Origin of the sequence: Algoriphagus aquimarinus (genome assembly GCF_007997215.1) — a bacterium.
Lineage (GTDB): Bacteria > Bacteroidota > Bacteroidia > Cytophagales > Cyclobacteriaceae > Algoriphagus > Algoriphagus aquimarinus_A.
Genome location: NZ_VORW01000002.1, coordinates 95,202 through 118,121 on the forward strand (window position 1 = coordinate 95,202; position 22,920 = coordinate 118,121).

Annotated in this window: 18 protein-coding genes and 1 tRNA gene; 8 read left to right on the top strand and 11 right to left on the bottom strand. The window is 39.5% G+C overall.

Translation table 11 applies throughout. The features are described from left to right. Positions 1-253: 253 nt before the first annotated feature. Positions 254-327 (bottom strand) — tRNA-Ile (locus tag ESV85_RS04955). Positions 328-430: 103 nt separating this feature from the next. Here ESV85_RS04955 and ESV85_RS04960 point away from each other — a divergent pair. Continuing rightward, positions 431-1,060 (top strand): HAD family hydrolase, encoded by a 630-nt coding sequence (locus ESV85_RS04960; RefSeq protein ID WP_146915349.1) that lies wholly within the window; start codon positions 431-433, stop codon positions 1,058-1,060. Further along, positions 1,053-2,177, top strand: coding sequence for a site-2 protease family protein (locus ESV85_RS04965; RefSeq protein WP_146915351.1), 1,125 nt, complete (start codon positions 1,053-1,055; stop codon positions 2,175-2,177). The genes ESV85_RS04960 and ESV85_RS04965 overlap by 8 nt, the downstream gene beginning before the upstream one ends. Positions 2,178-2,350: 173 nt before the next feature. Here the strand turns inward: ESV85_RS04965 and ESV85_RS04970 are convergent, their stop codons facing one another. The 6 genes from ESV85_RS04970 to ESV85_RS04995 form a co-directional block, all read right to left on the bottom strand. After that, entirely contained in the window at positions 2,351-2,647 is a 297-nt protein-coding gene (locus ESV85_RS04970; protein ID WP_146915353.1) for a rhodanese-like domain-containing protein, read from the bottom strand. 4 nt (positions 2,648-2,651) lie between these two features. After that, a complete protein-coding gene (locus ESV85_RS04975) occupies positions 2,652-4,487 on the bottom strand; it encodes a T9SS type A sorting domain-containing protein (protein WP_146915355.1) in 1,836 nt (611 codons plus the stop codon). 5 nt (positions 4,488-4,492) lie between these two features. After that, positions 4,493-5,149 carry a PASTA domain-containing protein gene (locus ESV85_RS04980; RefSeq protein ID WP_223275911.1) on the bottom strand — a complete coding sequence of 219 codons (657 nt, stop codon included), beginning with the start codon at positions 5,147-5,149 and terminating at the stop codon, positions 4,493-4,495. A gap of 230 nt (positions 5,150-5,379) precedes the next feature. Then, positions 5,380-8,448 (bottom strand): M43 family zinc metalloprotease, encoded by a 3,069-nt coding sequence (locus ESV85_RS04985; RefSeq protein ID WP_146915358.1) that lies wholly within the window; start codon positions 8,446-8,448, stop codon positions 5,380-5,382. 10 nt (positions 8,449-8,458) lie between these two features. After that, the gene (locus ESV85_RS04990; protein WP_092895214.1) at positions 8,459-8,707 is read right to left on the bottom strand and encodes a NifU family protein; all 249 of its coding nucleotides are present in this window, start codon (positions 8,705-8,707) and stop codon (positions 8,459-8,461) included. Positions 8,708-8,711: 4 nt separating this feature from the next. Next, positions 8,712-9,806 carry an Mrp/NBP35 family ATP-binding protein gene (locus ESV85_RS04995; protein ID WP_146915360.1) on the bottom strand — a complete coding sequence of 365 codons (1,095 nt, stop codon included), beginning with the start codon at positions 9,804-9,806 and terminating at the stop codon, positions 8,712-8,714. 150 nt (positions 9,807-9,956) lie between these two features. On the opposite strand from ESV85_RS04995, the gene dnaG reads away from it, so the two are divergent. The 5 genes from dnaG (at position 9,957) to ESV85_RS05020 (ending at position 16,747) form a co-directional block, all read left to right on the top strand. After that, positions 9,957-11,894: a DNA primase gene (gene dnaG, locus ESV85_RS05000; protein WP_146915362.1), complete on the top strand. Its 1,938-nt coding sequence runs from the start codon at positions 9,957-9,959 to the stop codon at positions 11,892-11,894. 85 nt (positions 11,895-11,979) lie between these two features. Further along, a complete protein-coding gene (locus tag ESV85_RS05005; RefSeq protein ID WP_317130769.1) occupies positions 11,980-13,191 on the top strand; it encodes a bifunctional 3,4-dihydroxy-2-butanone-4-phosphate synthase/GTP cyclohydrolase II in 1,212 nt (403 codons plus the stop codon). A 92-nt stretch (positions 13,192-13,283) separates the two neighbouring features. Next, the gene (locus ESV85_RS05010) at positions 13,284-13,931 is read left to right on the top strand and encodes a hypothetical protein (protein ID WP_191321939.1); all 648 of its coding nucleotides are present in this window, start codon (positions 13,284-13,286) and stop codon (positions 13,929-13,931) included. Further along, positions 13,932-14,717 carry a 5'/3'-nucleotidase SurE gene (surE, locus tag ESV85_RS05015; RefSeq protein WP_146915365.1) on the top strand — a complete coding sequence of 262 codons (786 nt, stop codon included), beginning with the start codon at positions 13,932-13,934 and terminating at the stop codon, positions 14,715-14,717. 80 nt (positions 14,718-14,797) lie between these two features. Continuing rightward, entirely contained in the window at positions 14,798-16,747 is a 1,950-nt protein-coding gene (locus ESV85_RS05020; protein WP_146915367.1) for a sensor histidine kinase, read from the top strand. Here the strand turns inward: ESV85_RS05020 and ESV85_RS05025 are convergent. Then, positions 16,733-17,608, bottom strand: coding sequence for an ABC transporter substrate-binding protein (locus ESV85_RS05025; protein WP_146915369.1), 876 nt, complete (start codon positions 17,606-17,608; stop codon positions 16,733-16,735). The genes ESV85_RS05020 and ESV85_RS05025 overlap by 15 nt on opposite strands. A gap of 328 nt (positions 17,609-17,936) precedes the next feature. On the opposite strand from ESV85_RS05025, the gene fbaA reads away from it, so the two are divergent. Further along, complete coding sequence (gene fbaA / locus ESV85_RS05030) at positions 17,937-18,998, top strand: class II fructose-bisphosphate aldolase (RefSeq protein ID WP_146915370.1); 1,062 nt, start codon at positions 17,937-17,939, stop codon at positions 18,996-18,998. 338 nt (positions 18,999-19,336) lie between these two features. Here fbaA and pfkA read toward each other — a convergent pair whose 3' ends face one another. The 3 genes from pfkA to ESV85_RS05045 all read right to left on the bottom strand — a co-directional run bounded on the left by pfkA (position 19,337) and on the right by ESV85_RS05045 (position 22,837). Next, positions 19,337-20,323 carry a 6-phosphofructokinase gene (gene pfkA / locus ESV85_RS05035; protein WP_146915372.1) on the bottom strand — a complete coding sequence of 329 codons (987 nt, stop codon included), beginning with the start codon at positions 20,321-20,323 and terminating at the stop codon, positions 19,337-19,339. 3 nt (positions 20,324-20,326) lie between these two features. Continuing rightward, positions 20,327-20,698: a methylglyoxal synthase gene (locus ESV85_RS05040; RefSeq protein ID WP_146915374.1), complete on the bottom strand. Its 372-nt coding sequence runs from the start codon at positions 20,696-20,698 to the stop codon at positions 20,327-20,329. Positions 20,699-20,794: 96 nt separating this feature from the next. After that, the gene (locus tag ESV85_RS05045; RefSeq protein WP_146915376.1) at positions 20,795-22,837 is read right to left on the bottom strand and encodes a S9 family peptidase; all 2,043 of its coding nucleotides are present in this window, start codon (positions 22,835-22,837) and stop codon (positions 20,795-20,797) included. Between the last annotated feature and the right edge of the window lie 83 nt (positions 22,838-22,920).

Here is a 22,920-nt window from a genome sequence, read left to right on the forward strand (position 1 = left end):
GTTACAGTTTATAAGGATAAATTTAGAGAGTAGCGAATTTCGACTCGTCTCCATTTTTATTTTTTCAGATTTTTTGTTCCTGATAACTCGTGGCAAATAACTTGACCTAACCTAAATTTTTGTAACGCAAACCTAGATCGACCGAAAAAGCATTCTAGGTAGCGGGGAAAAATAATTGGCCTTCTTTATGCAAATCGTGTTTAAACAAAAAAGACACTTACGAAATATTTATCGTAAGTGTCTGATTATTGAGTGGGCCCACTTGGAATCGAACCAAGCACCTACTGATTATGAGTCAGTTGCTCTAACCGAATGAGCTATAGGCCCGTTACTCTTAAAACTTCCAGTTTTAGCTCGTATTCGCTATAAACCTTGGTTTTGGGAGTGCAATGTTACATATTTGAATGCAAATACACAACCCATATTTCGAATGAAAAATGCACCGGATGCAGACTTTTTGATTTTTGATTTAGGCAATGTCATCGTTGATATAGATTATCAGAAAGCATTGCAGCGTATCAAACAGGAAATATCTTCGGAGTTTCATGATAAGCTAGATGGCTTTTATCTCACTGATTTTCACAAGGATTATGAGGTAGGAAGAATAAATTCTGCTGCTTTTAGAGACGAGGTCAGAAGCTATTTTCAGCAAGAATGGAAGGATGAAAAAGTGGATGAATTATGGAATGATTTGTTGCTTAAAATTCCTGTAGAAAGGCTAGAATTAATTTCAAAATTGAGAGAAAAATATCAAGTTGGCGTTTTGAGCAATACCAATTTGATACATATTCATGCTGTAAATAGAATTTTGAAGGAAGACCATAGTCTTGAAAACTTCGATCCAATCTTTGACTGGGTATTTTTAAGTCATGAAATGGGACTATCTAAGCCTTCTCCTGAGATCTACGAAAAAATGCTAGTTGATCTTGGAACATCTGGTGATCGTGTGATTTTCTTTGATGATTTGATAGCCAATGTGGAAGGTGCTAAAGCAGTAGGTATTCAGGCGGTACATGTGACGGGCCCTGAAGTTATTTTCGATTATTTTAAGAATGTATAGTAAAAAAGAATACCTCCGTCACGGAATCCTATTTCTCGCTACCCTTATTTCCACCACTCTTGCCGGAGCAGAGTGGGTATATGGGAAGTCAGTTTTGGGAGAAGGGGAGAGCCTCCTTACTTGGGAGTATTTCTGGATGTCAATGGCCTTCTCTGTACCTTTTATAGGGATTTTGCTTATTCACGAGTTGGGACATTTTTTTACGGCTATTTATCATAAGGTGAAGTGCACCCTTCCATTTTTCATTCCTGGCTGGTTGGGGTTTATAGGGATTCCAACCATAGGGACATTCGGTGCAGTGATTCAGATGAAAGGTTTTGTAAACAGCCGAAATAAATTCTTTGACATAGGTGTGGCAGGGCCATTAGCTGGATTTATTATTGCATTGCTAGTGCTAATTTATGGATTCACTACGCTGCCTGAGGCTGATTATATTTATGCCATACATCCTGAGTATGCAGACGTTGATTTTCAAGGATATGAAGAAGGGGCTCTAGATTTTGAACTTGGAAACAATTTGCTTTTCTGGGGGCTTGGAGAGGTTTTCGCTGACCCTGATCGCATGCCAGCCATGTCTGAAGTAATTCATTACCCGTATCTATTTGCTGGCTTTCTCGCGTTATTTTTCACTGCGCTAAATCTTCTCCCTATTGGTCAGTTGGATGGTGGGCATGTCATTTTCGGCCTTTTTCCGAAGCGTCACAGAGAGATCTCGCTGGTGGCTTACATTCTGTTTATAGGCTATGCGGGATTGGGAATGATCAGCCCATATTCGGCTATGGAAGATCTAATGCTATGGATTCCATTGTATGTAGGCTTCCTGTTCATTTGCTTTACTAAATCAGGACTCAGTTTAAAGAATAGGATTACACTCATATTATCTATTGCGGCGGCTCAATATGCTGTAGCTTTCGTGATTCCAAACGTTCACGGATACCAAGGGTGGTTATTTTACGGCTTTTTGCTGGGTAGGATAATGGGCCTGAGACATCCAGAAGTTTCTGGCTTTCATGAGTTGGATACCAAAAGGAAAGCGCTGGGTATACTAGCCATTGTGGTTTTTATCCTTTGTTTTTCACCAGAGCCATTCATATTTACAGAAGATTCGAGCTTCTAACTGTATAGGGGATTCTAAAAGAGAAGGATTGGAAAAATGGCCTTCAAATCCAACTGAAGCAGGATAATACAAAGCTGTACAATCTGTATCGGGACTTTGTGTAGTCAGCGGTTAAAAAGTTTAAGAAGGCATAAAAAAACTCCCCGAAGGGAGTCTGTTCTAAAAGGAGTTCCTTATAAGTTTCTGTAAGCTAAAATGCCGCCTGTTGTATTTCGGACTTTCGAAAATCCTTTGGTCTCCAGGAATTTCTTTGCATTCATGCTTCTGGCGCCAGAACGACAATGAACTACTATTTCAGTGTCTTTATAATCTTCTAGCTCCTCAAGCCTAGTAGGTAAATCTGCCAACGGGATATTTTTAGCTCCCAAATTGTCATCCTCGTATTCCCATTCTTCACGAACGTCAAGAAACACGAATTTTTCATTTTTATCCAATCTGGATTTCAGGTCTTCTACAGTTATATCTTCCATATTATTATTTAACTAAAATTCTGTATGAATGCATCCCGGTTTCTGTACTCAAGTTGAGAACGTAGACGCCTGGACGCTGTCCAATAAAATTAACAATTTCTCCTTTAGATGAAAGTTGACGCTCAAGAAAAATCTCTCTTCCGAAGGAATCAAAGATTCTGGCTTGACTAAATCTGCCTTCAAGGTTAAGTAGTGTTTCTACAGGGTTTGGATAAATCAGAATGTTTTCATCTGGTATAGATGCTTCCTCAAAAGGTACATCTAAACTTACATGTGGTCTGATCATCAGTGATCCATGTACTTCTTCATTTTGAGCCCAAGCACCCACTACATTATAAAATAGCTTATCTCCAGTATCATTCACCTTATCCAGTCCTACGTGGATGAAGTCATTCGTGTACTGGGCAAAACCTATGTAGAAGTCCCCATCTACTTTTATATTCGTATCCAGAGAATAGTAAAGAAATTCTTGACCTGCTTCTTTAACAGCGATCAGATCCTCTCTTGTGAAAATTGGATCCTCGTCTAAATCCTTCCAAACTTTGATGTCCACAGCTTGATTGGCTTGGCGAGGATTGGTAAAATTGATAGAAATACCTTTGAGGAATACTTCCTGAGGGGTAGTGTATTTTACAGCCAATTGCCCTGCTCGTTGATTGATTCCAGCTGCATAATCAGCAGAACCATTATCATAAGCAAAATAGTCTAAGAGCGGAAAAGAAGTTCTTACCGTATCGTTCAGTTCATAATTCACACTTGAGAAAAAGGTAGTGTCTCCGGATGCTACTTCGTAAAGTAGCCCATCACCAGATGTAATTGAAGAAATGACTTCTAAGGTGGTTTCATTCTTCGGTACAGGGATTTCCTCGAATTCTCTGCTTCCAAATGCTCTACGTTCCAGTGCGTTTGGAACTGGATTGAAAGGTGTGTTGAGATTGATAGAAGTGGTGGTCATCGTGGAAGAATCTCTGAGCACGATAGAATATTCCATCGCTCTAAATCGATTTTCCAAGTTATAGAATTCATTTTGAACAGTACTCCAAAGTCCATTTTGGTTACCTGCTAGAAGTGCAAAAGGATAGGCGCCATAATCTCCGATTCGAAGATCATTTGTTCGGGTAAGACTTCTGTCTTTGTAATCAAGGGCAGTACCTGTTCTACCGTCATTTAAATAGATGTAGTCAATCAGCCAGCTATCAAATGGGCCTGATTGTCTCCCTTGGGAAAAGAAGCGGAACTGGAAATCAGCATGTTGCCAAGCTGGTAGAATCTTAATGATTTCCTGAGTGAAGGCTGTTCTGTTTAGAGCTACTCCACCTAGTTGGCTCCAAATCGTTACCCAACTCCCTTGTGGATTCAGGATTTGTAAAGTCAACTCATCACTTTCGTCAGGAAGCTCTGCTCTTCCTCCTGCCTGCCAAAAGAAGCTTAAATAAAGACTTTCACTGTTGGATGAATTCAGAGAGCTCAAGTCAAATGGCTTTGAAGTTATAAAGTCCGTTTGGCCCTGATCAGTTTGTTTGACAGCGTAAGGATTGCCATTTGCAGCTACACCATCAAGCAGGACCATGCCAATTGAAGGCGCGTTCAAACCTATGGTTTCTGTATAGGAAGCTCCAGATACCGTCCACTTTAGCGTATCTATACCTTGTGAAAAATCATCCCAAAATGGGAGGATGTTACTTTGTACTATTCGTGCGCTTCGTTCTGCTGAATTGTAACTCTTGATTTTTTGATGTTGAACCGGGGCAAACTCCACCAATTGGCCATGAGCCAAAGTCGAGATGAAAAGGGCTAGGACTAGCCCTGTCATTCGAAACATATGGTGTGTTTGGAGCATGTAGCTTAAAAATTATCCTTGGCGATCCATAGATCAATTAATTCACCTGTTTTCACTTGCACTGACGCAGGAGGAGTTTGTCTCAAGACTTTTCCTGCTCCCACAGAATCAGTATCAAGATAGTATTTATTACCCACTCTTAAACTTGATCCCAAAATCAGGAATTCAGCATCGACTTCATCCATACCTTTAAGATCAGGAACAGCTAGAATCTGATTACCTAGTCCATCACCCACTACTAAATCAATTCTGGCACCTTTAGGGATTTCGAAACCTTCAGGCACATTGACTCCACGGTATTTTTGCTCTAGAACCACATTGATACCGATATCTGGAACGTAAACAATGTCGCCGCGATCAAGTCCCATGTTAGCCAAAATTTCCTGCACATTCTTTAGAGGAGTGTTCACCAAATTAGGCATTTTGAGCATAGGGGGATTTCTGGCATTCAGAGTCAGGTAAACAGTTTTACCACTTTTTACCTGTGCATTTGCTTCCGGGATTTGTTTGAGTACAGCAAAAGGCTTCAGATCAGTATTGAATCCGGAGTCAAGAGAGACATCGTATTGAAGGTTTGCTCGATCTAAAATATCGACGCTTTCATCGAATGTATACCCGGATAAATCAGGCACAGAGACCGATTCCCCATGATTTGTGTACATAGGAAGGTACATTTTCAAAAAAAGGAAACCCAGTAAAACTGCTATTCCGGAAATTACTAGAAGGTTAATTAAGATCTTTTTCAAAAGAGATGCTGAATGAAATACTTGAGAAATTTTAATAGTTAAAGATAAGCGGGAAATTCAATCCTCACAACGAAGGATTCCTCTAAAACTGATGAAATCTACTGGCAAAAAATAAGCCGAAGAGGTTTTCTTCGGCTTATTTGTGATTAATTAATAATCAGCCTTCGAGTTTCCCTTATCGAATTACTTGAAATATTTATAATAAATACACCCTTAGAAAACAGCTGAGTGCTAAATGAATATGTTTGGTTAAGCGTGCCTGGGTATTCTATTTCCTGAATCAGAGCCCCAGTACTAGAGATCACTTGAATAGTTACATCTTCAAAATCAGGCAAGTTGAATGCAATATTAAATACATCCCGAGCTGGATTAGGATATAATACTGACATTCCTACAGCAGGAATTACCGGTTCAGGGTTAGCATTTAGGAAAAGCTCGATATTGTCCAAGAATATTGGAGAATCGGATACACTTCCACCCTCAATTACGAAAGCAAGTCGTGCGTTCGTATTACCTGGGCCGGCAAAATCACTCAGATTAATGAATTTACGTGTGTAGTCGCTTGCGCTGTTTGGATTGGCTTCCCCTACAGAAACTGTAGAAAGCTCGGCACCGCTTGCAGCCCAAACTTCTGTGTAATTAACTCCTCCATTAGTACTTGCAAGAATTTTCAAAGTAGTAGAAGTGCCAACTTGTCCTGCAGCTAAATCAAAGAAGATGCTGGCTTGTTGACTTCCTGAAAGGTCAAAGACAGGTGTGCCTAACCAGTAAGATTGTCCAGTCACACTAGTAACTAGTCTGGCTACATTATTTGGTCCTTCTCCAGATGAAATTGAAGTGATTTTCCAAGCTTCACTATCAGATTCTGGATTAATAGTTTTCCAAGGGTTTAATGCACTACTGTTATTGAAGTTTTGTCTCCAGGGCACAGGTACAGTGGTAGCATCTTCAATAATGTATCTGGTTAAGCTATCAGAGTTATTACCGTTCTGGTCAAAATTTGGCGACGAAACCACAAATTTGAGACTGTTTTTACCTAGTGAAGTTGAGTTAGCTGTGGTTAGATTAAAGCTCTCTCCCGGCTCAGCGTTGGAACCACTTGCCACAAAGGTTTGCTTAGAGCCACCATTAGTGGTTTTTGAAAATACAAAGCTTGAAATAGGGAGGTTTCCTGTATTGGTAACAGACACTATCTCAGATTCATGTGTACCATCAGAGATTGGACTTGGAGTTAGCAAATCATCTATTCCCAATTTATAAACGAATTCTTTATTTGGTAGTATTCTGATATTTCGGATGTAAATGTTATTACCGAAACCATTCTCCGTGATGAAAGCTAAGCGAACTGATCCTTGACTTGAATACTCACTTAGGTTTACTATCTCCGTTCTGAATTGATTGTTATTTGTTGGGATAAATTCATCTAGAGTTACGGCAGCTGTCTGCAATTGCAGACTGTTTTTATCATAAGGCGCATTAGCGATATCAAACGTGTTTCCACAATCCTGAGACAAAGCAACGATTAATCTATCCGCAAAGCCAGACTGATCATAAGGCGCATAAGCCAGCTCAAATACGAGTTGTGCATCTGGATATTGCGTCAGATTTATAATCGGAGAGGTATAATAGTCAAGCTGCCCCTGTGCTTCATATTCGTAGTGTCGGATATAAACCAAATCTTGAGGAGTACCTGAAATCATTAGATTTCTTTTTTCCCAAGTCAATAGTTGATCTGGGTTAGTAATTGTCCATGGAGAGGGGAAAGTGCTCAGATTTGATGTGTAAGGAAGATTGACAGCTTGCTCCAGAATAGGAGTGACAGTCTTACTATTGTTAGTAGAGACGTTGTCAGGAGCGTCATTGGTCTGAGTGATTGTAAACTCGATTATATTAGTACCAGCTAGTAGATTGAATTCTTTGAAATTGAGGAATGCACTTTCTCCAGTGTTTATGTTGAAAGTAAATCTCTTGGATTCTAATAATTCTCCATTTCTTCTAAGTTCCACTCGTCCAGAAGTCAGGGTGTTTTTACCTGCATTCAAAACCTCTATTGAAGGATTAATCTGAGGGTCACATTCGAAGTTTCTAGGCTCAATCACTTTTGCTATTGCCAAATCATTGTCTGCAAGTACAGGTTCTTTAGTAGCTCTGTTGTTGATTAAAGTGACTCTTCGTGGACTATTTGCCAATACTACATTAAATCGCTCTACTTGTCCTTTTGTAAACAAGTTCATACATGCATCAGGAGTATAATCCATGTAATTCTGGATCATATCGCTCGAGTTGCAACTAAAACGAGTAGCATTTGGGCTACAGGTACTATTGGAATTATCTTGCTCTGGAGTATCAGCTACGAAATCATCCACTCCGCAGCCACCGTCACCCCAAATATGGCGTAATCCAAAAAAATGTCCCACTTCGTGTGTTGCTGTGCGTCCTAATGATGCTGAGATAGCGCTTCCACCAATACCAAAAAATCTATAATCAATCACTACTCCGTCAGTAATAGATGAAGTTGGAGCATTATTAAGTCCTGGTAAATCAGAAATTGGAAAGGAAGAATAACCAATATATGGGCTTACCAATGGAACAACATACATGTTCATGTATTCATCCGGATTCCATTGGATCAGCTGTCCGATAGTGCTTGCATCAGTATTAGGATCATATCCTGTTTTTGATCCTTGAGTACGAGTAATGCCATCTGTAGGTAATCCAGAGGGATCTTGCTTAGCTATTACAAATTCAATATTTGTCTGACCAGCAAATGGTAGAAACATAGCAGGTGTATTTGAAGCGTCTGCATTTAACCGCTGAAAATCTTCATTTAGAATCCTGAGCTGCTCAACTATTTGGGAAACAGGGACATTGGTGTGAATTCCTACAGGATCTCCGTTATGTATTACATGGATTACTACTGGGATCAGGATTGGATCAGCATTGATTTTAGCTAGAATTTGAGGTTGATAGGTTTTATCCTCAATTTTCGCATTGATCCATTTTTCGAAATAAGGCTTTGAGCCAAAATAGCCCAACTCCTTTTCCATTTTTTGTTCCAAAATCTCATGCCCACATTTTTCTCTATGTGTATGTGTATTTGACTGGTCAGTGATATCAAAGGTTTGGAATTGCTGCGCAAAGCCTGTTGAAAACACAAAAAGCGCTCCCAGTAGGAGCGTACTGGCTTTGTCAAAAATCCGGAAACCTTTTTTCATTAAAATCTAATTAAGCAACGGTTAGGTTAACGGCTTCTACTCTTACGATTTCAGGAATTGCACGCTTAATTGCTTCCTCTACTCCAGCCTTAAGTGTCATAGTAGACATAGGGCAGGTGCCACAGGAACCTAATAATTCTAATTTAAGAACCATGTCATCAGTTAGTTCTACTATTCTCACATTGCCTCCATCTGCTTCCAGATAAGGGCGAATTGTATCTAGTGCAAATTCTATTTGTTCTCTAAGTTCTGGTTGCATAGTGTTAAGCTTTAATTTCTACTACTTCGGTTTTACCCGTAGAAGCATTTCTTATGGCAATTTGTCTAGCTATCTCTTCAGCTAGCTTCATGTAAGATTCTTGAGTGATTCCATCTTTAAGTACTGCAGGGTAGCCTGAATCTCCACTTTCTCTAATACTTTGTACAATTGGAATTTCTCCCAAAAACGGCACATCATATTTTTCAGCTAATTTTCGTCCCCCTTCTTTACCAAATAGGTAGTACTTACTGTCCGGTAATTCTTCTGGCGTAAAATAAGCCATATTTTCAATAACACCTAAGATAGGTACGTTAATTTGAGGCTGTCGAAACATCGATAATCCCTTATTAGCATCTGCTAACGCGACTTTTTGGGGAGTAGTGACAATCACTGCTCCGGTTACTGGAACAGTCTGTACCATCGTAAGGTGGATATCGGAAGTGCCGGGAGGCAAGTCTATTAATAAGTAATCCAACTCACCCCAATCCACATCAGAAATAAACTGTTTCAAAGCGGAACTAGCCATTGGGCCTCTCCATACTACCGCACTATCAACTGGAGTTAGAAATCCAATCGACATCAGCTTCACACCATATTGTTCGATAGGGATGATGATATTCTTATCACCAACTTTTTTCACAGCTGGTTGCTCAGCCTCTACATTGAACATGGTAGGAATAGATGGACCTGATATATCCGCATCGATCAAACCAACCTTGGCTCCAGTTTTAGCTAAGGAAACTGCCAAATTTACTGCTGTAGTAGATTTACCAACTCCGCCTTTGCCTGACGCGATAGCGATGATGTTTTTTACTTGAGGTAAAACAGGTGCGGCATCTCTTACCGTCGTGACTTGGGAAGTCATAAACAACTCCCATTCTGGTTCCTTGCCAAAATCTTCCTCCAAAACTTCTAAGCAATTATTTTTAATTACTTCTTTTAGAGGACAAGCTGGAGTAGTGAGAACTACATTGAAGCTGACTTTATTAGCGTTGATTTCTATCTTTTGTATCATTCCCAACGTCACCAAATCCTTCTTTAGATCAGGGTCTTGTACTCGGGAAAGTGTTTTCAGGATATTATCCTTAGTTAACTGCATGAGGTGAAGGTTGTAATTTTGCGCAATTTAGAGGTTAAAGACTTCTAAATAAAGAATCAATTAAATCTATTGTACTTCTGAACTAGATGAAACCTCAGAAAGTTCTCATTTTTTGGATAGAGCGCTTAACTTTGCTTCATTCATTTTCCTATGGGCATTAGCAAACTTACTACAGACAGGGTCAAAGAACGCATGGACATCGAAGAGGTGCTCGGCGATTATTTACCTATGAAAAAGAAAGGCCAGAATCTCTGGGCCAACTGTCCATTCCATGGGGAAAAAACGCCTTCATTTTCGATTTCTCCTGCGAAGCAAATTTATAAATGCTTTGGCTGTGGTAAAGCCGGTGATCCTATTCAGTTTGTGATGGATATAGAAGGCATAGGCTTTCAGGAGGCTATTAAACATATTGCCGGAAGATATGGCATCGAAATAGAGGAGGACGAAACGAGAACTCCAGAGCAGAATGAGGCCCAAAATGAGCGTGAAAGTTTATTGATCGCACTGGGTTTTGCCAGAGATTTTTTTGTCAAGAATCTGCAAACTCCAGAAGGCAAGTCGATTGGGTTAAGCTATTTTAAGGAGCGTGGATTTACACCTGCTATTATTGAGAAGTTTGATCTAGGGTACGCACTGGAAGGATGGGATAATTTATTGCAGGCTGCTAAATCAGCGGGTTTTAGGGAGGATATTTTGCTAAAAGCAGGATTGATCTTACAGAAAGAAGGTGATGCCACCCGTGTGTATGATCGCTTTAGAAATCGGGTGATTTTCGCAATTCATAATATCAGTGGTAAGCCGCTAGGGTTTGGTGCCCGAATTCTCACAAAGGATAAGAATCAACCAAAATATATCAACTCTCCAGAGACTCCAGTTTATCACAAAAGTGATGTGCTGTACGGGATGTTTCAGGCGAAGAAAGCGATTCGAGAGAAAGATAACTGTTACCTCGTCGAAGGCTATACTGATGTAGTGAGTTTACATCTGTCGGGGATTGAAAATGTAGTGGCCTCGTCGGGCACTTCACTCACGGATGGTCAGATTAAACTCATCAAGCGATTCACTGATCAGGTGACAGTGCTTTATGATGGTGATGCTGCAGGTATCAAAGCTTCACTCCGCGGTATTGATTTATTACTGGAAGGTGGACTGAATGTAAAAGCAGTAGTTTTTCCTGATGGAGAAGATCCAGATAGTTACTCGAGAAAAGTGGGATCTCAGGCATTTCAAGACTATTTGGAAAACAATAGCAGGGATTTTATAGGGTTTAAGATTGGCCTGTACAAAGAGGAATTTGTAAAGAATCCAATCCGAAAAGCGGAAGTAATCCGAGAGGTGGTTCAAAGTATAGGGAAAATTCCTGACCCAATTATCCGCTCAGTATATGCCAAGGAAGCTTCTGGGCTTTTGGGGATAGAAGAAGATATCATCCATGCGGAGCTGAATAAAACGCTCCTTAAATCCCAGAAAGAATACTACAATAATAAGAAGGATGATCTTTTTGCCGAGCAGGCAATGGAAGAGCTGATTCCTGAAGAGACAGCGACATCTTTTTCTGAAATCCTTAGAATTCAAGAGCGTGAGATGGTCAGGCTTCTGGTCAATTACGGTTGGCAGAAATTAGTTGATGAAGAAATGCATCTCTGCCAATATTTACTTTCGGAGACAGAAGAGTTAGAATTTACCACACCTATTTATAATAAGATACTGTCACTTTATCGTAGTAATCTATTGCTGGGTGAAATCCCTACATCTGAGTATTTTATAGGTTTAGGTGATCAGGAAGTACAAAAAGAGGTGATTGATTTAATTACGGTACGCCATGAGGTTTCTCATCACTGGGCAGATACACATCAGATTATTATCAATACAGAATCAGATGATCTTACGCTCACAGGCTTTAAATCCATATTGAGATTAAAAAAGAAGATGGTGCAAAAGCTAATGGAAGAGGCGAAAGAGAAGATAAAAAATGCAGAGTCAGAGCACCTAGATGATGAAAAAGTACATGAGTTTCAAGTGATTTACTTTGAACTTAAGAAAGTACAACTTGAGATCGATAAGGAGCTAGGAATAGTCATTGGGTAAACCAAACTTTATTTGGCTTCATCCTGTTTAAGATTTGAAAGCGTGTAAATTTGCCTTTCTAAAAATTAATCCAAACACAAATTTCGTGGAAAAATATATTCTGGATCCCATAGAAGATGCTATTCAAGCAATTAAAAATGGTGAAGTGATCATCGTAGTTGATGATGAGGATAGAGAAAATGAAGGTGATTTCGTCTGTGCTGCTGAGACAGTGACACCGGAAATCATCAATTTCATGGCTACTCACGGACGTGGTTTGATATGTGCGCCTTTAGTAGAAGACCGTTGTGAGAAGCTAGGTCTTGAGCTGATGGTAGGGAATAATACTGCTGCGTATGAAACACCATTTACAGTTTCTGTTGATTTGATCGGACATGGTTGTACTACTGGTATTTCTACATCTGATCGGGCTAAGACTATCAAAGCTCTTGTAGATGATTCTATAGATCCAAACGAATTGGGTAAGCCAGGTCATATTTTTCCTCTAAAAGCTAAAAGAGGTGGAGTATTAAGAAGAGCAGGGCATACAGAAGCAGCCATTGATTTAGCTCGTTTGGCTGGATTTTCGCCTGCTGGAGTTTTAGTAGAAATCATGAATGAGGACGGGACGATGGCTCGAGTTCCTGATTTGGTAGAAGTTGCCAAAAGATTTAATCTTAAGTTGGTGTCTATCAAAGATTTGATTGCTTACAGATTGAAGCATGAGTCATTAATTCAGCGTGAAATCGGTGTGGATCTGCCTACTGATTTTGGTGATTTTGAATTGATCGCTTTTCGTCAGACCAATACCCAAGAGTTGCACCTGGCTTTAATTAAAGGCAAATGGGATAAAGACGAGCCTATTTTGGTTCGAGTTCACTCTTCCTGTATGACTGGAGATATCTTTGGTTCATGCAGATGTGACTGTGGAGCTCAGCTTCACGGAGCTATGCAGATGGTTCAGAAAGAAGGAAAGGGAGTAATACTCTATATGAATCAAGAAGGTAGAGGTATCGGCCTTATCAATAAACTGAAAGCCTATAAGCTACAAGAAGAAGGAATGGATACAGTACAAGCAAATCTTGCACTTGGACTGCCTTCTGACAGTAGAGATTATGGGGTAGGAGCTCAGATTTTGAGAGATTTGGAAGTGAGCAAATTACGGTTAATCTCCAATAACCCTCAGAAACGTGTTGGTCTGTTAGGCTATGGTTTGCAAATCGTAGAACAAGTACCTATCGAGATCGCTCCAAATGTGCACAACGAAAAATATCTCCAAACTAAAAGAGATAAAATGGGGCACAATATTTTGAAGTAAAACCCTGTTCTTAACTTGTTATTTGTTAATATTCTCTAATGAGTTTCAACCTGACTCTAGGTAATTGCGTAAATAAAACCATGAAGACGACCATGAAAAAAGCACTATTCTCGCTTAGCTTATTGCTTCTGGGTATTACTACATCTTTTGCACAGAATCAATTCCCTTCGCAGGTTTGGCATAAAGGAAATATATACACCACAGACGGAAAGGTTTATGGTGGAGAAATCAAGTATGATTTAGAAAATAATGTAGTTCAGCTTCAGGATAAAACTATCGATACATTCTCAGCGATTAATGTTACTTACTTTGAGTTGTTCGATGAGATTTATGGTGGCGTGCGTAAGTTTTTCAGCTTGCCTTATTCATTAAATAGTGATTACGACACTCCTATTTTTTTTGAAGTCCTTACAGAAGGGGATAATATAGCCTTGCTTTGTCGGGAGTATGTGGCCACCGACTCAAGAGGGATGAATTCCTATGGTATGATGGGCGGATATGGAATGAATCCATTTTATGGGCCACAATCAATGATGGGCCATAAATTAGCGTTTAAATATTACTTCTTGAAAAATGGTAAGATCGAACAATACAGTCTGAAGAAAAAGGATCTATTTGAAATGCTTCCAGGGCATGATGATCAGATCTCACTTTTTATGCGGAAAAACCGCCTAGCTTATGATAAGAGAGGTGATCTCCTTCGTATCACAGCATATTACAACGAATTGAACAAAAACTAAATGTCTAAACCTTTAATTCTCGTCTCAAATGACGATGGCATCACATCCAAAGGGATACGTGTTCTCGTATCTGTCATGAAGAAACTTGGGGATGTGGTCGTAGTAGCACCCGACAGTCCTCAATCTGGAATGGGACATGCAATAACCATCGGAGAAACACTTCGCCTTGAAGAGGAGGATATATTCGAAGATGTAAAGGCATATAAGTCTAGTGGTACTCCTGCTGATTGCGTAAAACTAGCTAAGCATTACGTGATGAAGGATAGAAGTCCTGATTTGATTGTAAGTGGAATAAATCATGGTTCCAATACATCAATTTCAGTGCTTTACTCAGGTACTATGTCTGCAGCCATAGAAGGGGCGATGGAAGGTTATCCGTCTATTGGGTTTAGTTTGTGTGATTTTTCTTCAAATGCTGATTTTTCACATGTGGAAGAATGGGTGGAGAAAATCGCACGACAGGTATTAGAAAAAGGAATGCCAAAGGGCGTTGCGTTAAATGTGAATTTCCCTCCAAAACAAAATGAGGAAATCAAAGGAATTAAAATTTGCCGCCAGGCAGAAGCTAAATGGCAGGAAGAGTTTGATGAGCGCTTTGATCCCAATGGCCGAAAGTATCTGTGGCTAGCGGGGAATTTTGTGAATTTTGATAAAGGGGAGGATAATGATGAGTGGGCGATAGCAAATAATTATGTATCTATAGTCCCTTGTCAATATGATTTGACTGCACACCATGCGATTACCCAATTGAATAAAGATTGGGATTGGGAGGAGCTAAAAAAATAGATATCTAGAGGTTGTTTATTTTTTTGATTGTGATTGAATGCTTTTAGTTATTTTTACCACTCTTAAATAGAACAAACCGTTTGAATCGAAAAATATTCATATTCCTGATATTTATTATCAGCGCTCCATTGAGAGTAATAGCTCAGATTCCGGATATAGATAGCCTTAAAAATATTTTGCCTACCGCCAAAGGGAAGGAAAGATTGACCGTTCTCAATGAGTTGTCAACTTACCTTCGAGAAGTGGAACAGCAAGTAGCATTTGACTATGCTCTAGAGGCAGAGAAACTTGCCCAAAAACTCAAGGATAAATCCGGTGAGGCTATAGCCAAAGAAAATATAGGGTGGATCTACTATCGCAGAGGTCAATGGAAAAAAACATTCACTTACTCCAAAGAAGCCTACGAACTTTCTATTGAAGCAAATAATCTGGAGGAAGCTTCTAGGGTTCTAAACAGTATGGGTGCCCTTTACTATGAGCAGCAAAACTATTCTATGTCTATTGCTCAGTTCAAGAAAGCATTAGAGATCAGTGATAAAGTGGACGATTTTTACACGATGATCAGGAGTCTTAATAACATAGCTTTCAATTATGTAAAGTTAGAAGAGCTTGATTCAGCCATGTATTATGCTTCTCAAGCAATAGAAACCAATGAGAATGCAGGTTCACCTTATTTGCTTTCCTTTTCAAATCGGGTCATTGGAGATATTTATTTGAAGAAAAATCAACTTGATTCTGCTGAGATAATTTTTGAAAAAGCGTTGGAAAACGCAGAGATCAGAGGTCTTACTTCTTTTAAAGCTAGTATTCTTCATAGACTAGGACATACTTACCTTCTCAACGGAAAACCTGAGCGAGCAAAGAAAGTTCTACTTGAAGGTGTAGAGCTATCCAGTCAGAATAATCTGCTTGATGAACTCTCAAAAAGTCATAAATATTTGGCCGAATACTATCTGCAATCAGGGGATTTTAAGGAAGCTTTCAAGGAGCAGTCACTATTCATTACTTTAAATGATTCTCTTGAAAATAAGTCTAACAAAGATAGAATAGCTTTGATGCAAGGGATGTTTGAGGATGATTTGAATCAGTCAGAGCTTGAACTTCTTACTGCTCAGTATGAAAATCAGGCTAGTACTTTGGCCTTTAACCGAAAGATTGTTTTTATAGTGAGCACGGGCTCATTACTGATTTTTGCACTCCTTTTATGGTTGTTTTATCTGAATCGAAATATAAGGAAGTACAACTCAAGTTTGATATTACAAAAGCAACATATCCGTCGTCAAAACGAAGATTTGGGCACGAAATCCAAACAGCTAGAGGGAATTAATCAGACTAAAAATAGACTTTTTTCCATTTTGGGTCATGATCTCAAAGGACCTGTAGGACAAGTGAAATCTATTGTGGATTTATTGACTGAAGGGCATCTTACTCAGGAAGAATTTGATGAACTAATTCAAAATTTAAAAACAGATGTTGATTCAGTTTATTTTACTTTGAATAATACATTGAAGTGGTCACTGGCCCAAATGGAAGGCTTCAAGCTTCAAAAGGTCAACTTTAACCTTTCAGAACTGGTCAGATCCAATATTAAATTGATCAAGCCACAGCTAAAAGAGAAATTACTTAAGATAGATAATTCATCCTTGGCAGATGACCTTGAGATATATGCTGATAGGGATCTGATAGAAGTAGTGATCAGGAATATTTTGAATAACGCAGTGAAGTTCTCCAAACCTGGCGATGTAATCCGACTTTCGGCAGAAATAGATAACATGATGATTAACTGGTGTGTGATAGATCAGGGTGCTGGAATGCAGGAAGAGCAAATAGATGAATTGCTCTCCGCAGATTATGTCATCACCAATTCCAAAGTGGGTACTAAAATGGAAAAGGGATCTGGATTAGGGCTGCAGATTTGCAAGGAATTTACCCGAATGAATGGTGGAGAGCTAAATATAATAAGCAAAGAAGGAGAAGGAACAAAAGTGTGTGTGAGAATTCCTGCCAGTAAAGTTTTAGTCAATAATTGAGATATGATCTGCCACAAGGAATTGCTCGAAAGGTAATTTGTTAGTTATAATTCCAAGTTCTTTCATGATCTCCATGGATTTATCCAATTGAAATTTTGAAACCTCCGCATCAGTCGCCCAAAGGGTCTGTGCAAACCATTCTTTCACATCGATTTCACTCAACGCATAGTTTCTGGATATTTCCCCAATTACAGAATTGCTGTCGGACTGAAGCTTCTGTGAAGCTACATACACGAGATCTCTCAATTGGAATATCAGTTCGCCAAATTCTGCTAAAGCTTTGTTTGACGCTATAATAGCAAAGCATGGCCATGGGCTAGGGACTTCACCTATACGCTTCATTTGTTTGGTATCGACCCAAGGCTTAGTAGTGTATTTTTCCCAAAGAAACATTTCTGGTTTTTCTGAAGTCATTACCTCCAAAGCCCCAGGGAGATTGTTAACTGTTTTAAAATCCAAATTTTCAGAATTCCAGCCTTCACGTTTAGCAAGAACGTAGCTCATTAACTGTGAACCAGATCCTATTCTACTTATTAGAAATGTAGGATCTATAATTTCATCCAAAGAATTCACAGGTGAATTTCCAGAAATATGAATTCCCCAGATTAAGGGAGATTTAACGTGAAGTCCAATCATTTTAGATGGATTTCCTGCTTCGAAATCCTTCAAAAAGCTTTCTGTTAATACTATCGCAATGTCAGTTTTATCTTCCCTCAAATCCTTGTTCATCTGACCGGAACCTCTGGATTCATCCGACCATTGGAGTGTGATTCCTTGCTTTTCGAATGGTTGAGCTGCTACTACTTTCTTCCAAGGGAAATTAAAATGCTCAGGAACTCCAGTTATTCTTAGGGTTTTCATAGGGGAAGAGTTGACTTGAGTCAAAAATACTAAAGAGATCATTAAAAGAACTAATTTCCTACTAAGCTTTAAAGCTTTCAGAGGATCAAAAAAAGTTTCCTTAAAGGAGTAGACAAAAATATGACTGGTTATAATAGTCTCTTTTGCATCAATTCTTAAAGTTATAATGTTTTGAAATCGATTGCGCACATAGAAATGCTTTTTTGAAGGATATTTTAGAATTAGATGTGGGTAATTATAAGTAAGGGATTTATATCTTTGAATTCTACGTTAGAAATATGGGCTCTTTACGGGCACTTTAACTTGAAATAAACAAACCTAATACGATATGAAATTTAAACCTGGAGTAAAATACGGTGAAGAGCTTAGAGATCTTTATGCTTACGCAAAAGAGAATGAGTTCGCTATGCCGGCGGTAAATGTGATCAACACCAACTCTGTGAATGCGGTTTTGGAGACAGCGAAAAAGCTTAATTCTCCTGTAATCATTCAATTCTCAAATGGTGGTGCACAGTTTTTTGCTGGAAAATCTCTAGCTAACGACAAGCAGCAGGCAAGTATCGCTGGTGGTATCTCTGGTGCGCATCACGTGCATTTGATGGCTGAAGCATACGGCGTACCGGTTATTTTACACACAGATCATGCAGCGAAGAAATTATTACCTTGGATCGACGGCCTTTTAGAAGCTGGTAAAGGGTATTACGCTGCGCACAAAAGACCATTATATAGCTCTCACATGCTTGATCTATCTGAAGAGCCTTTAGAAGAAAACGTAGAGATCTCTTGCAACTACTTCAAAGAATTCGAAAAGCTGGAAATGGCTATTGAAATCGAATTGGGAGTAACAGGTGGTGAAGAAGATGGCGTGGATAACACAGACATCGATTCTTCTAAGCTTTATACTCAGCCTGAAGAAGTGGCTTATGCATATGAGCACTTGAAGGAAATCGGGGATCTATTCACTATCGCTGCTGCCTTCGGTAACGTTCACGGTGTGTACAAGCCAGGTAACGTGAGCTTGAAGCCTATCATCTTGAAGAACTCTCAGGATTTCATCAAAGAAAAGCATGGTTTGACTGGTAAGCCTTTGAACTTTGTATTCCACGGTGGATCAGGATCTACAGTAGAGGAAATCAGAGAAGCAAATAGTTACGGATCTATCAAGATGAATATCGATACAGATATGCAATGGGCATTCTGGGAAGGTATCTTGAACAACTACAAAAAGAACGAGGCATATCTTCAGACTCAACTGGGTAGCCCAGATGGAGCTGATAGCCCAAACAAGAAATATTACGATCCAAGAAACTGGTTGCGTAAAGGCGAAGAGAACTTCGTGAAGCGTCTTGAGCTTGCATTTGAGATGCTTAATGCGGTGAATAGAAATTAATTTCTACTTAGCTTAGAATCAAAAAGTCACCTGTGAGGGTGACTTTTTTTGTTTCTGGTAAGTACGGATTTCACCAAAATCCCGAAAGGATGAAATGATTTTAGAGAATAAGTCTTCTGATGGAGCTGAACCCAGTATAGGAGAAAAAGGTGTTCTGTAGCCAATTCTGGGTTTAGTATTTCTTTGATTCCCTAGGTAGTTCTATTATTCTGACAAGCCTTCAGCTTTTCTACCGTTCCTAAATCAAAAAAAAACCTCTGGATCCAGATATATACCAGGATTCAAAGGTCAATTATTGAAACCTTCGGGAATTTGAAAACTCCAAAGGTTGAAAGGAATTATGTAGATAAGATCTTCGCTACACGGAAATCATCCTCATCAACTGATTTATCATCAACGATTGCTTTTTTGATAGGAGTGTAGACCACTTTGTTATTGATCAGTCCAGCCATTACGTCGTATTTACCCTGAAGCAAACCTTCTACAGCCGCAACTCCCAATTTGGAAGCAAGTAGACGGTCATAAGAGCTAGGTGAGCCACCGCGCTGTAAGTGACCTAGAATAGTTACTTTGATATCGTAGTAAGGAAGGTGCTTTTTCACAAGAGAAGCTATTTCTGTTGCTCCTCCGCTTTTCCCACCTTCTGCCACGATCACAATATTGGATGCTTTTTTGGCTTTCGTTCTTATTCTTAATTTATCTACCAAGTGTTCAATCGGCATTTTTTTCTCAGGAATAAGAATCGCAGCAGCTGCACTACCGATGCCAGCATTGATAGCAATAAATCCAGCGTCACGTCCCATTACTTCCACAAAGAAAAGCCTATCGTGGGATGTAGCTGTGTCTCGGATCTTGTCAATAGCTTGAATAGCCGTGTTACAAGCAGTGTCAAAACCAATGGTTGAATCTGTGCCTGAAAGGTCATTGTCAATCGTACCTGGAAGACCAATCGCTGGTACACCAAATTCTTTATAGAATAAATGCGCTCCAGTCAAAGATCCATCACCCCCGATAACCACAAGTGCATCTATACCATGGCTTTTCAGATTGTTATAGGCAGTTTGTCTACCTTCTGGAGTACGGAATTCAGCACTTCTTGCGGACTTTAGGAATGTTCCACCACGCTCGAGCACATGTGTGATGTGCTTTGATTCTAGCTTTTTGATATCATTTTGGATCATACCTTCGTATCCGCGGTAGATTCCATACATTTCTATATCGTAGTACAATCCTGCTCTTACTACAGCACGGATTGCAGCGTTCATGCCTGGGGAGTCTCCTCCAGAAGTTAGAACGCCAATTTTTTTAATGGTTTTAGCTTCCATTTTTTAGGTTTGAGTAAAGGCTTTAAACATAAGTTCGGCCGAAGCCGGGTTGGTCGCTAACGGGATATTGTGTACGTCACAAATCCTCATCAGCATTTGAACATCTGGCTCATGCGGATGCTTGTCAAGTGGGTCTCTAAAGAAAACAACCATTGCTAGTTCTTTCTGAGCTGCCATAGCGGCAATCTGTGCATCTCCTCCATAAGGGCCAGATAGCAGTTTTTCGACTTCAAATCCGGCTTTTTCTATATGAGAACCAGTGGTCCCTGTAGCTACCAAATCCACATCTGCCTGTAGCAGTCTTTCACGGAATCCACTTAAAAAATGAACCATGTCGGCTTTTTTACCATCATGGGCTATAAGAGCAATTTTCATTAGGTATAGTGTTGTAATAGGTTCGTGCCAAAGTTAGGGAAATCTTTCCCTGATCGGTTGGCTTATTTGATATTTAAAGCCTACTAACTAGTAGGCTCAAATCAATTTTTCCAAATAAAGTAAGAAAGTGTATTCTAGTGCCATTTCTTTCAGGGAATTGAATCTACCTGAAGCTCCTCCATGTCCTGCTTCCATATTGGTATGGAGAAATAGAAGTTTTGAATCAGTTTTCAATTCTCTCAGTTTTGCCACCCATTTGGTAGGCTCCCAGTATTGTACCTGGCTATCATGTAGTCCGGAGGTGATCAGTAGATTCGGATAATCTTTGGCTTCCACATTGTCATAAGGTGAATAGGAGAGCATGTACTCATAATATTCTTTATCCTTGGGATTTCCCCATTCCTGAAATTCTCCGGTAGTCAACGGGATGCTTTCATCAAGCATCGTTGTCACTACATCAACGAATGGTACAGCTGCAATTAGTCCATTGAAAAGATCTGGTCTCAGATTCATTACAGCTCCCATTAATAAACCGCCTGCACTACCTCCCATAGCATACAAATGCTCAGGAGATGTATATTTCTCAGCGATCAGGTGCTCAGCACATGAGATGTAATCGGTAAAGGTATTTCGCTTTTTTAGCATTTTTCCATCCTCATACCATACTCGGCCTAAGTCTTCACCACCTCGGATATGAGCTATAGCAAAGACGAATCCTCTATCCAATAAACTCAAGCGACTGCTGGAGAAATAAGCATCCATGCTGTAGCCATACGATCCATAGGAATAGAGTAGGAGAGGATTGGAGCCGTCGGGAGAGAATTTATCGATTTTGTATACTAGCGAAATGGGTACCATGACTCCGTCTGAAGCTTTTGCCCAGACTCTAGCTGAAGTATATTCCGAAGTTTCATAACCGCCCACGATTTCTTGCTGCTTAAGCAAAGTTTTCTCCTTAGTCACCATATGGTAATCAAAGGTGCTAGCAGGAGTTACAAGAGAATTGTATCCAAAGCGAAGGATTGTAGTATCATATTCTGGGTTCGTGCTGATCCAAGCGGTGTAGGTTTCATCGTCAAATTCTAAGGAATGTGAAGGTGTGCCATCCCAAGGTTTGATATTGATTTTGCAAAGTCCATTTGTTCTTTCTTGTACGACAAGAAAGTCGGAGAAAATATCGAAATCTTCAAGCAAGACAGTTTCGCGATGGGGGATCACATCTTCCCAATTCTCCAAATGAGGTGAGGAAATAGGTGCTTTTACCAGCTTGAAATTCTGGGCTTCTAGATTTGTTCTGATCCAAAAGTGATCTTGATAATGATCTGCAGCGTATTCCAAATGAGGAATTCTAGGTTGAAGAAGTGTGAACTCTCCTGTAGGATTAGCTGCTTCCAAAAACCTCATTTCAGAAGATATTGTGCTTTCGGAATGAATGAGTATGAATTTTTCAGATTTGGTTTTATGTACTACACAGGAGAACTCCTCATCTTTTTCTTCATAAATCATGATGTCACTTTCAGTGGAAGTGCCCAGCTTATGTGAATAAATTTGATAAGAGCGAAGAGTCTCGGGATCTTGTTTGGAGTAAAAAAGTGTTTGGTTATCAGCTGCCCATGCGAAATTCCCTGTGATAGCTGGAATGTGATCAGATAGAATTTCACCTGTCTCAAGATCTTTAAAATGAATCTCATAGATTCTTCTTCCTACTTCATCTACTGCAAATGCAAGTGTTTTCAAGTCAGAAGTAGCTGCTGTTCCACTTACCTGATAGTATGACTTGCCTTCAGCCAGTCTATTGACATCAAGGAAAATTTCTTCAGGAGCCTCTAAATTTCCTTTTTTTCGACAATACAAGGGGTATTCACCACCTGTTTCGTATTTGATGTACCAGAAATAGCCCGATTTACGGTAAGGAACACTTTCGTCATCTTCCTTTATTCTACCTTTCATTTCCTGAAATAACTTCTCTTGAAATTCTTCAGTGGATTTTAAATTTGTTTTAAGGTATTCATTCTCAGCATTTAGGTACTCGATGACCTCAGGATTTTCCCTGTCGCGCATCCAATAATAGTTGTCGGTACGCTGATGACCATGTGTTTCTAAGAGCTGAGCTATTTTTTTGGCTTTAGGTGCCTGCATTATCTAGAGTATTTAAGCCTGCAATGTTAAGGAAAAAAATGGGCGTAGAGTTCTCTTCTATCTAGGAAAATGGAAGTTCAATT

Coding starts and splice junctions, on each gene's coding strand:
- ESV85_RS04960 (WP_146915349.1), top strand. CDS start 431: ATGAAAAATGCACCGGATGCAGACTTTTTGATTTTTGATTTAGGCAAT.
- ESV85_RS04965 (WP_146915351.1), top strand. CDS start 1,053: ATGTATAGTAAAAAAGAATACCTCCGTCACGGAATCCTATTTCTCGCT.
- ESV85_RS04970 (WP_146915353.1), bottom strand. CDS start 2,647: ATGGAAGATATAACTGTAGAAGACCTGAAATCCAGATTGGATAAAAAT.
- ESV85_RS04975 (WP_146915355.1), bottom strand. CDS start 4,487: ATGCTCCAAACACACCATATGTTTCGAATGACAGGGCTAGTCCTAGCC.
- ESV85_RS04980 (WP_223275911.1), bottom strand. CDS start 5,149: ATGTACACAAATCATGGGGAATCGGTCTCTGTGCCTGATTTATCCGGG.
- ESV85_RS04985 (WP_146915358.1), bottom strand. CDS start 8,448: ATGAAAAAAGGTTTCCGGATTTTTGACAAAGCCAGTACGCTCCTACTG.
- ESV85_RS04990 (WP_092895214.1), bottom strand. CDS start 8,707: ATGCAACCAGAACTTAGAGAACAAATAGAATTTGCACTAGATACAATT.
- ESV85_RS04995 (WP_146915360.1), bottom strand. CDS start 9,806: ATGCAGTTAACTAAGGATAATATCCTGAAAACACTTTCCCGAGTACAA.
- dnaG (WP_146915362.1), top strand. CDS start 9,957: ATGGGCATTAGCAAACTTACTACAGACAGGGTCAAAGAACGCATGGAC.
- ESV85_RS05010 (WP_191321939.1), top strand. CDS start 13,284: ATGAAAAAAGCACTATTCTCGCTTAGCTTATTGCTTCTGGGTATTACT.
- surE (WP_146915365.1), top strand. CDS start 13,932: ATGTCTAAACCTTTAATTCTCGTCTCAAATGACGATGGCATCACATCC.
- ESV85_RS05025 (WP_146915369.1), bottom strand. CDS start 17,608: ATGAAAACCCTAAGAATAACTGGAGTTCCTGAGCATTTTAATTTCCCT.
- fbaA (WP_146915370.1), top strand. CDS start 17,937: ATGAAATTTAAACCTGGAGTAAAATACGGTGAAGAGCTTAGAGATCTT.
- pfkA (WP_146915372.1), bottom strand. CDS start 20,323: ATGGAAGCTAAAACCATTAAAAAAATTGGCGTTCTAACTTCTGGAGGA.
- ESV85_RS05040 (WP_146915374.1), bottom strand. CDS start 20,698: ATGAAAATTGCTCTTATAGCCCATGATGGTAAAAAAGCCGACATGGTT.
- ESV85_RS05045 (WP_146915376.1), bottom strand. CDS start 22,837: ATGCAGGCACCTAAAGCCAAAAAAATAGCTCAGCTCTTAGAAACACAT.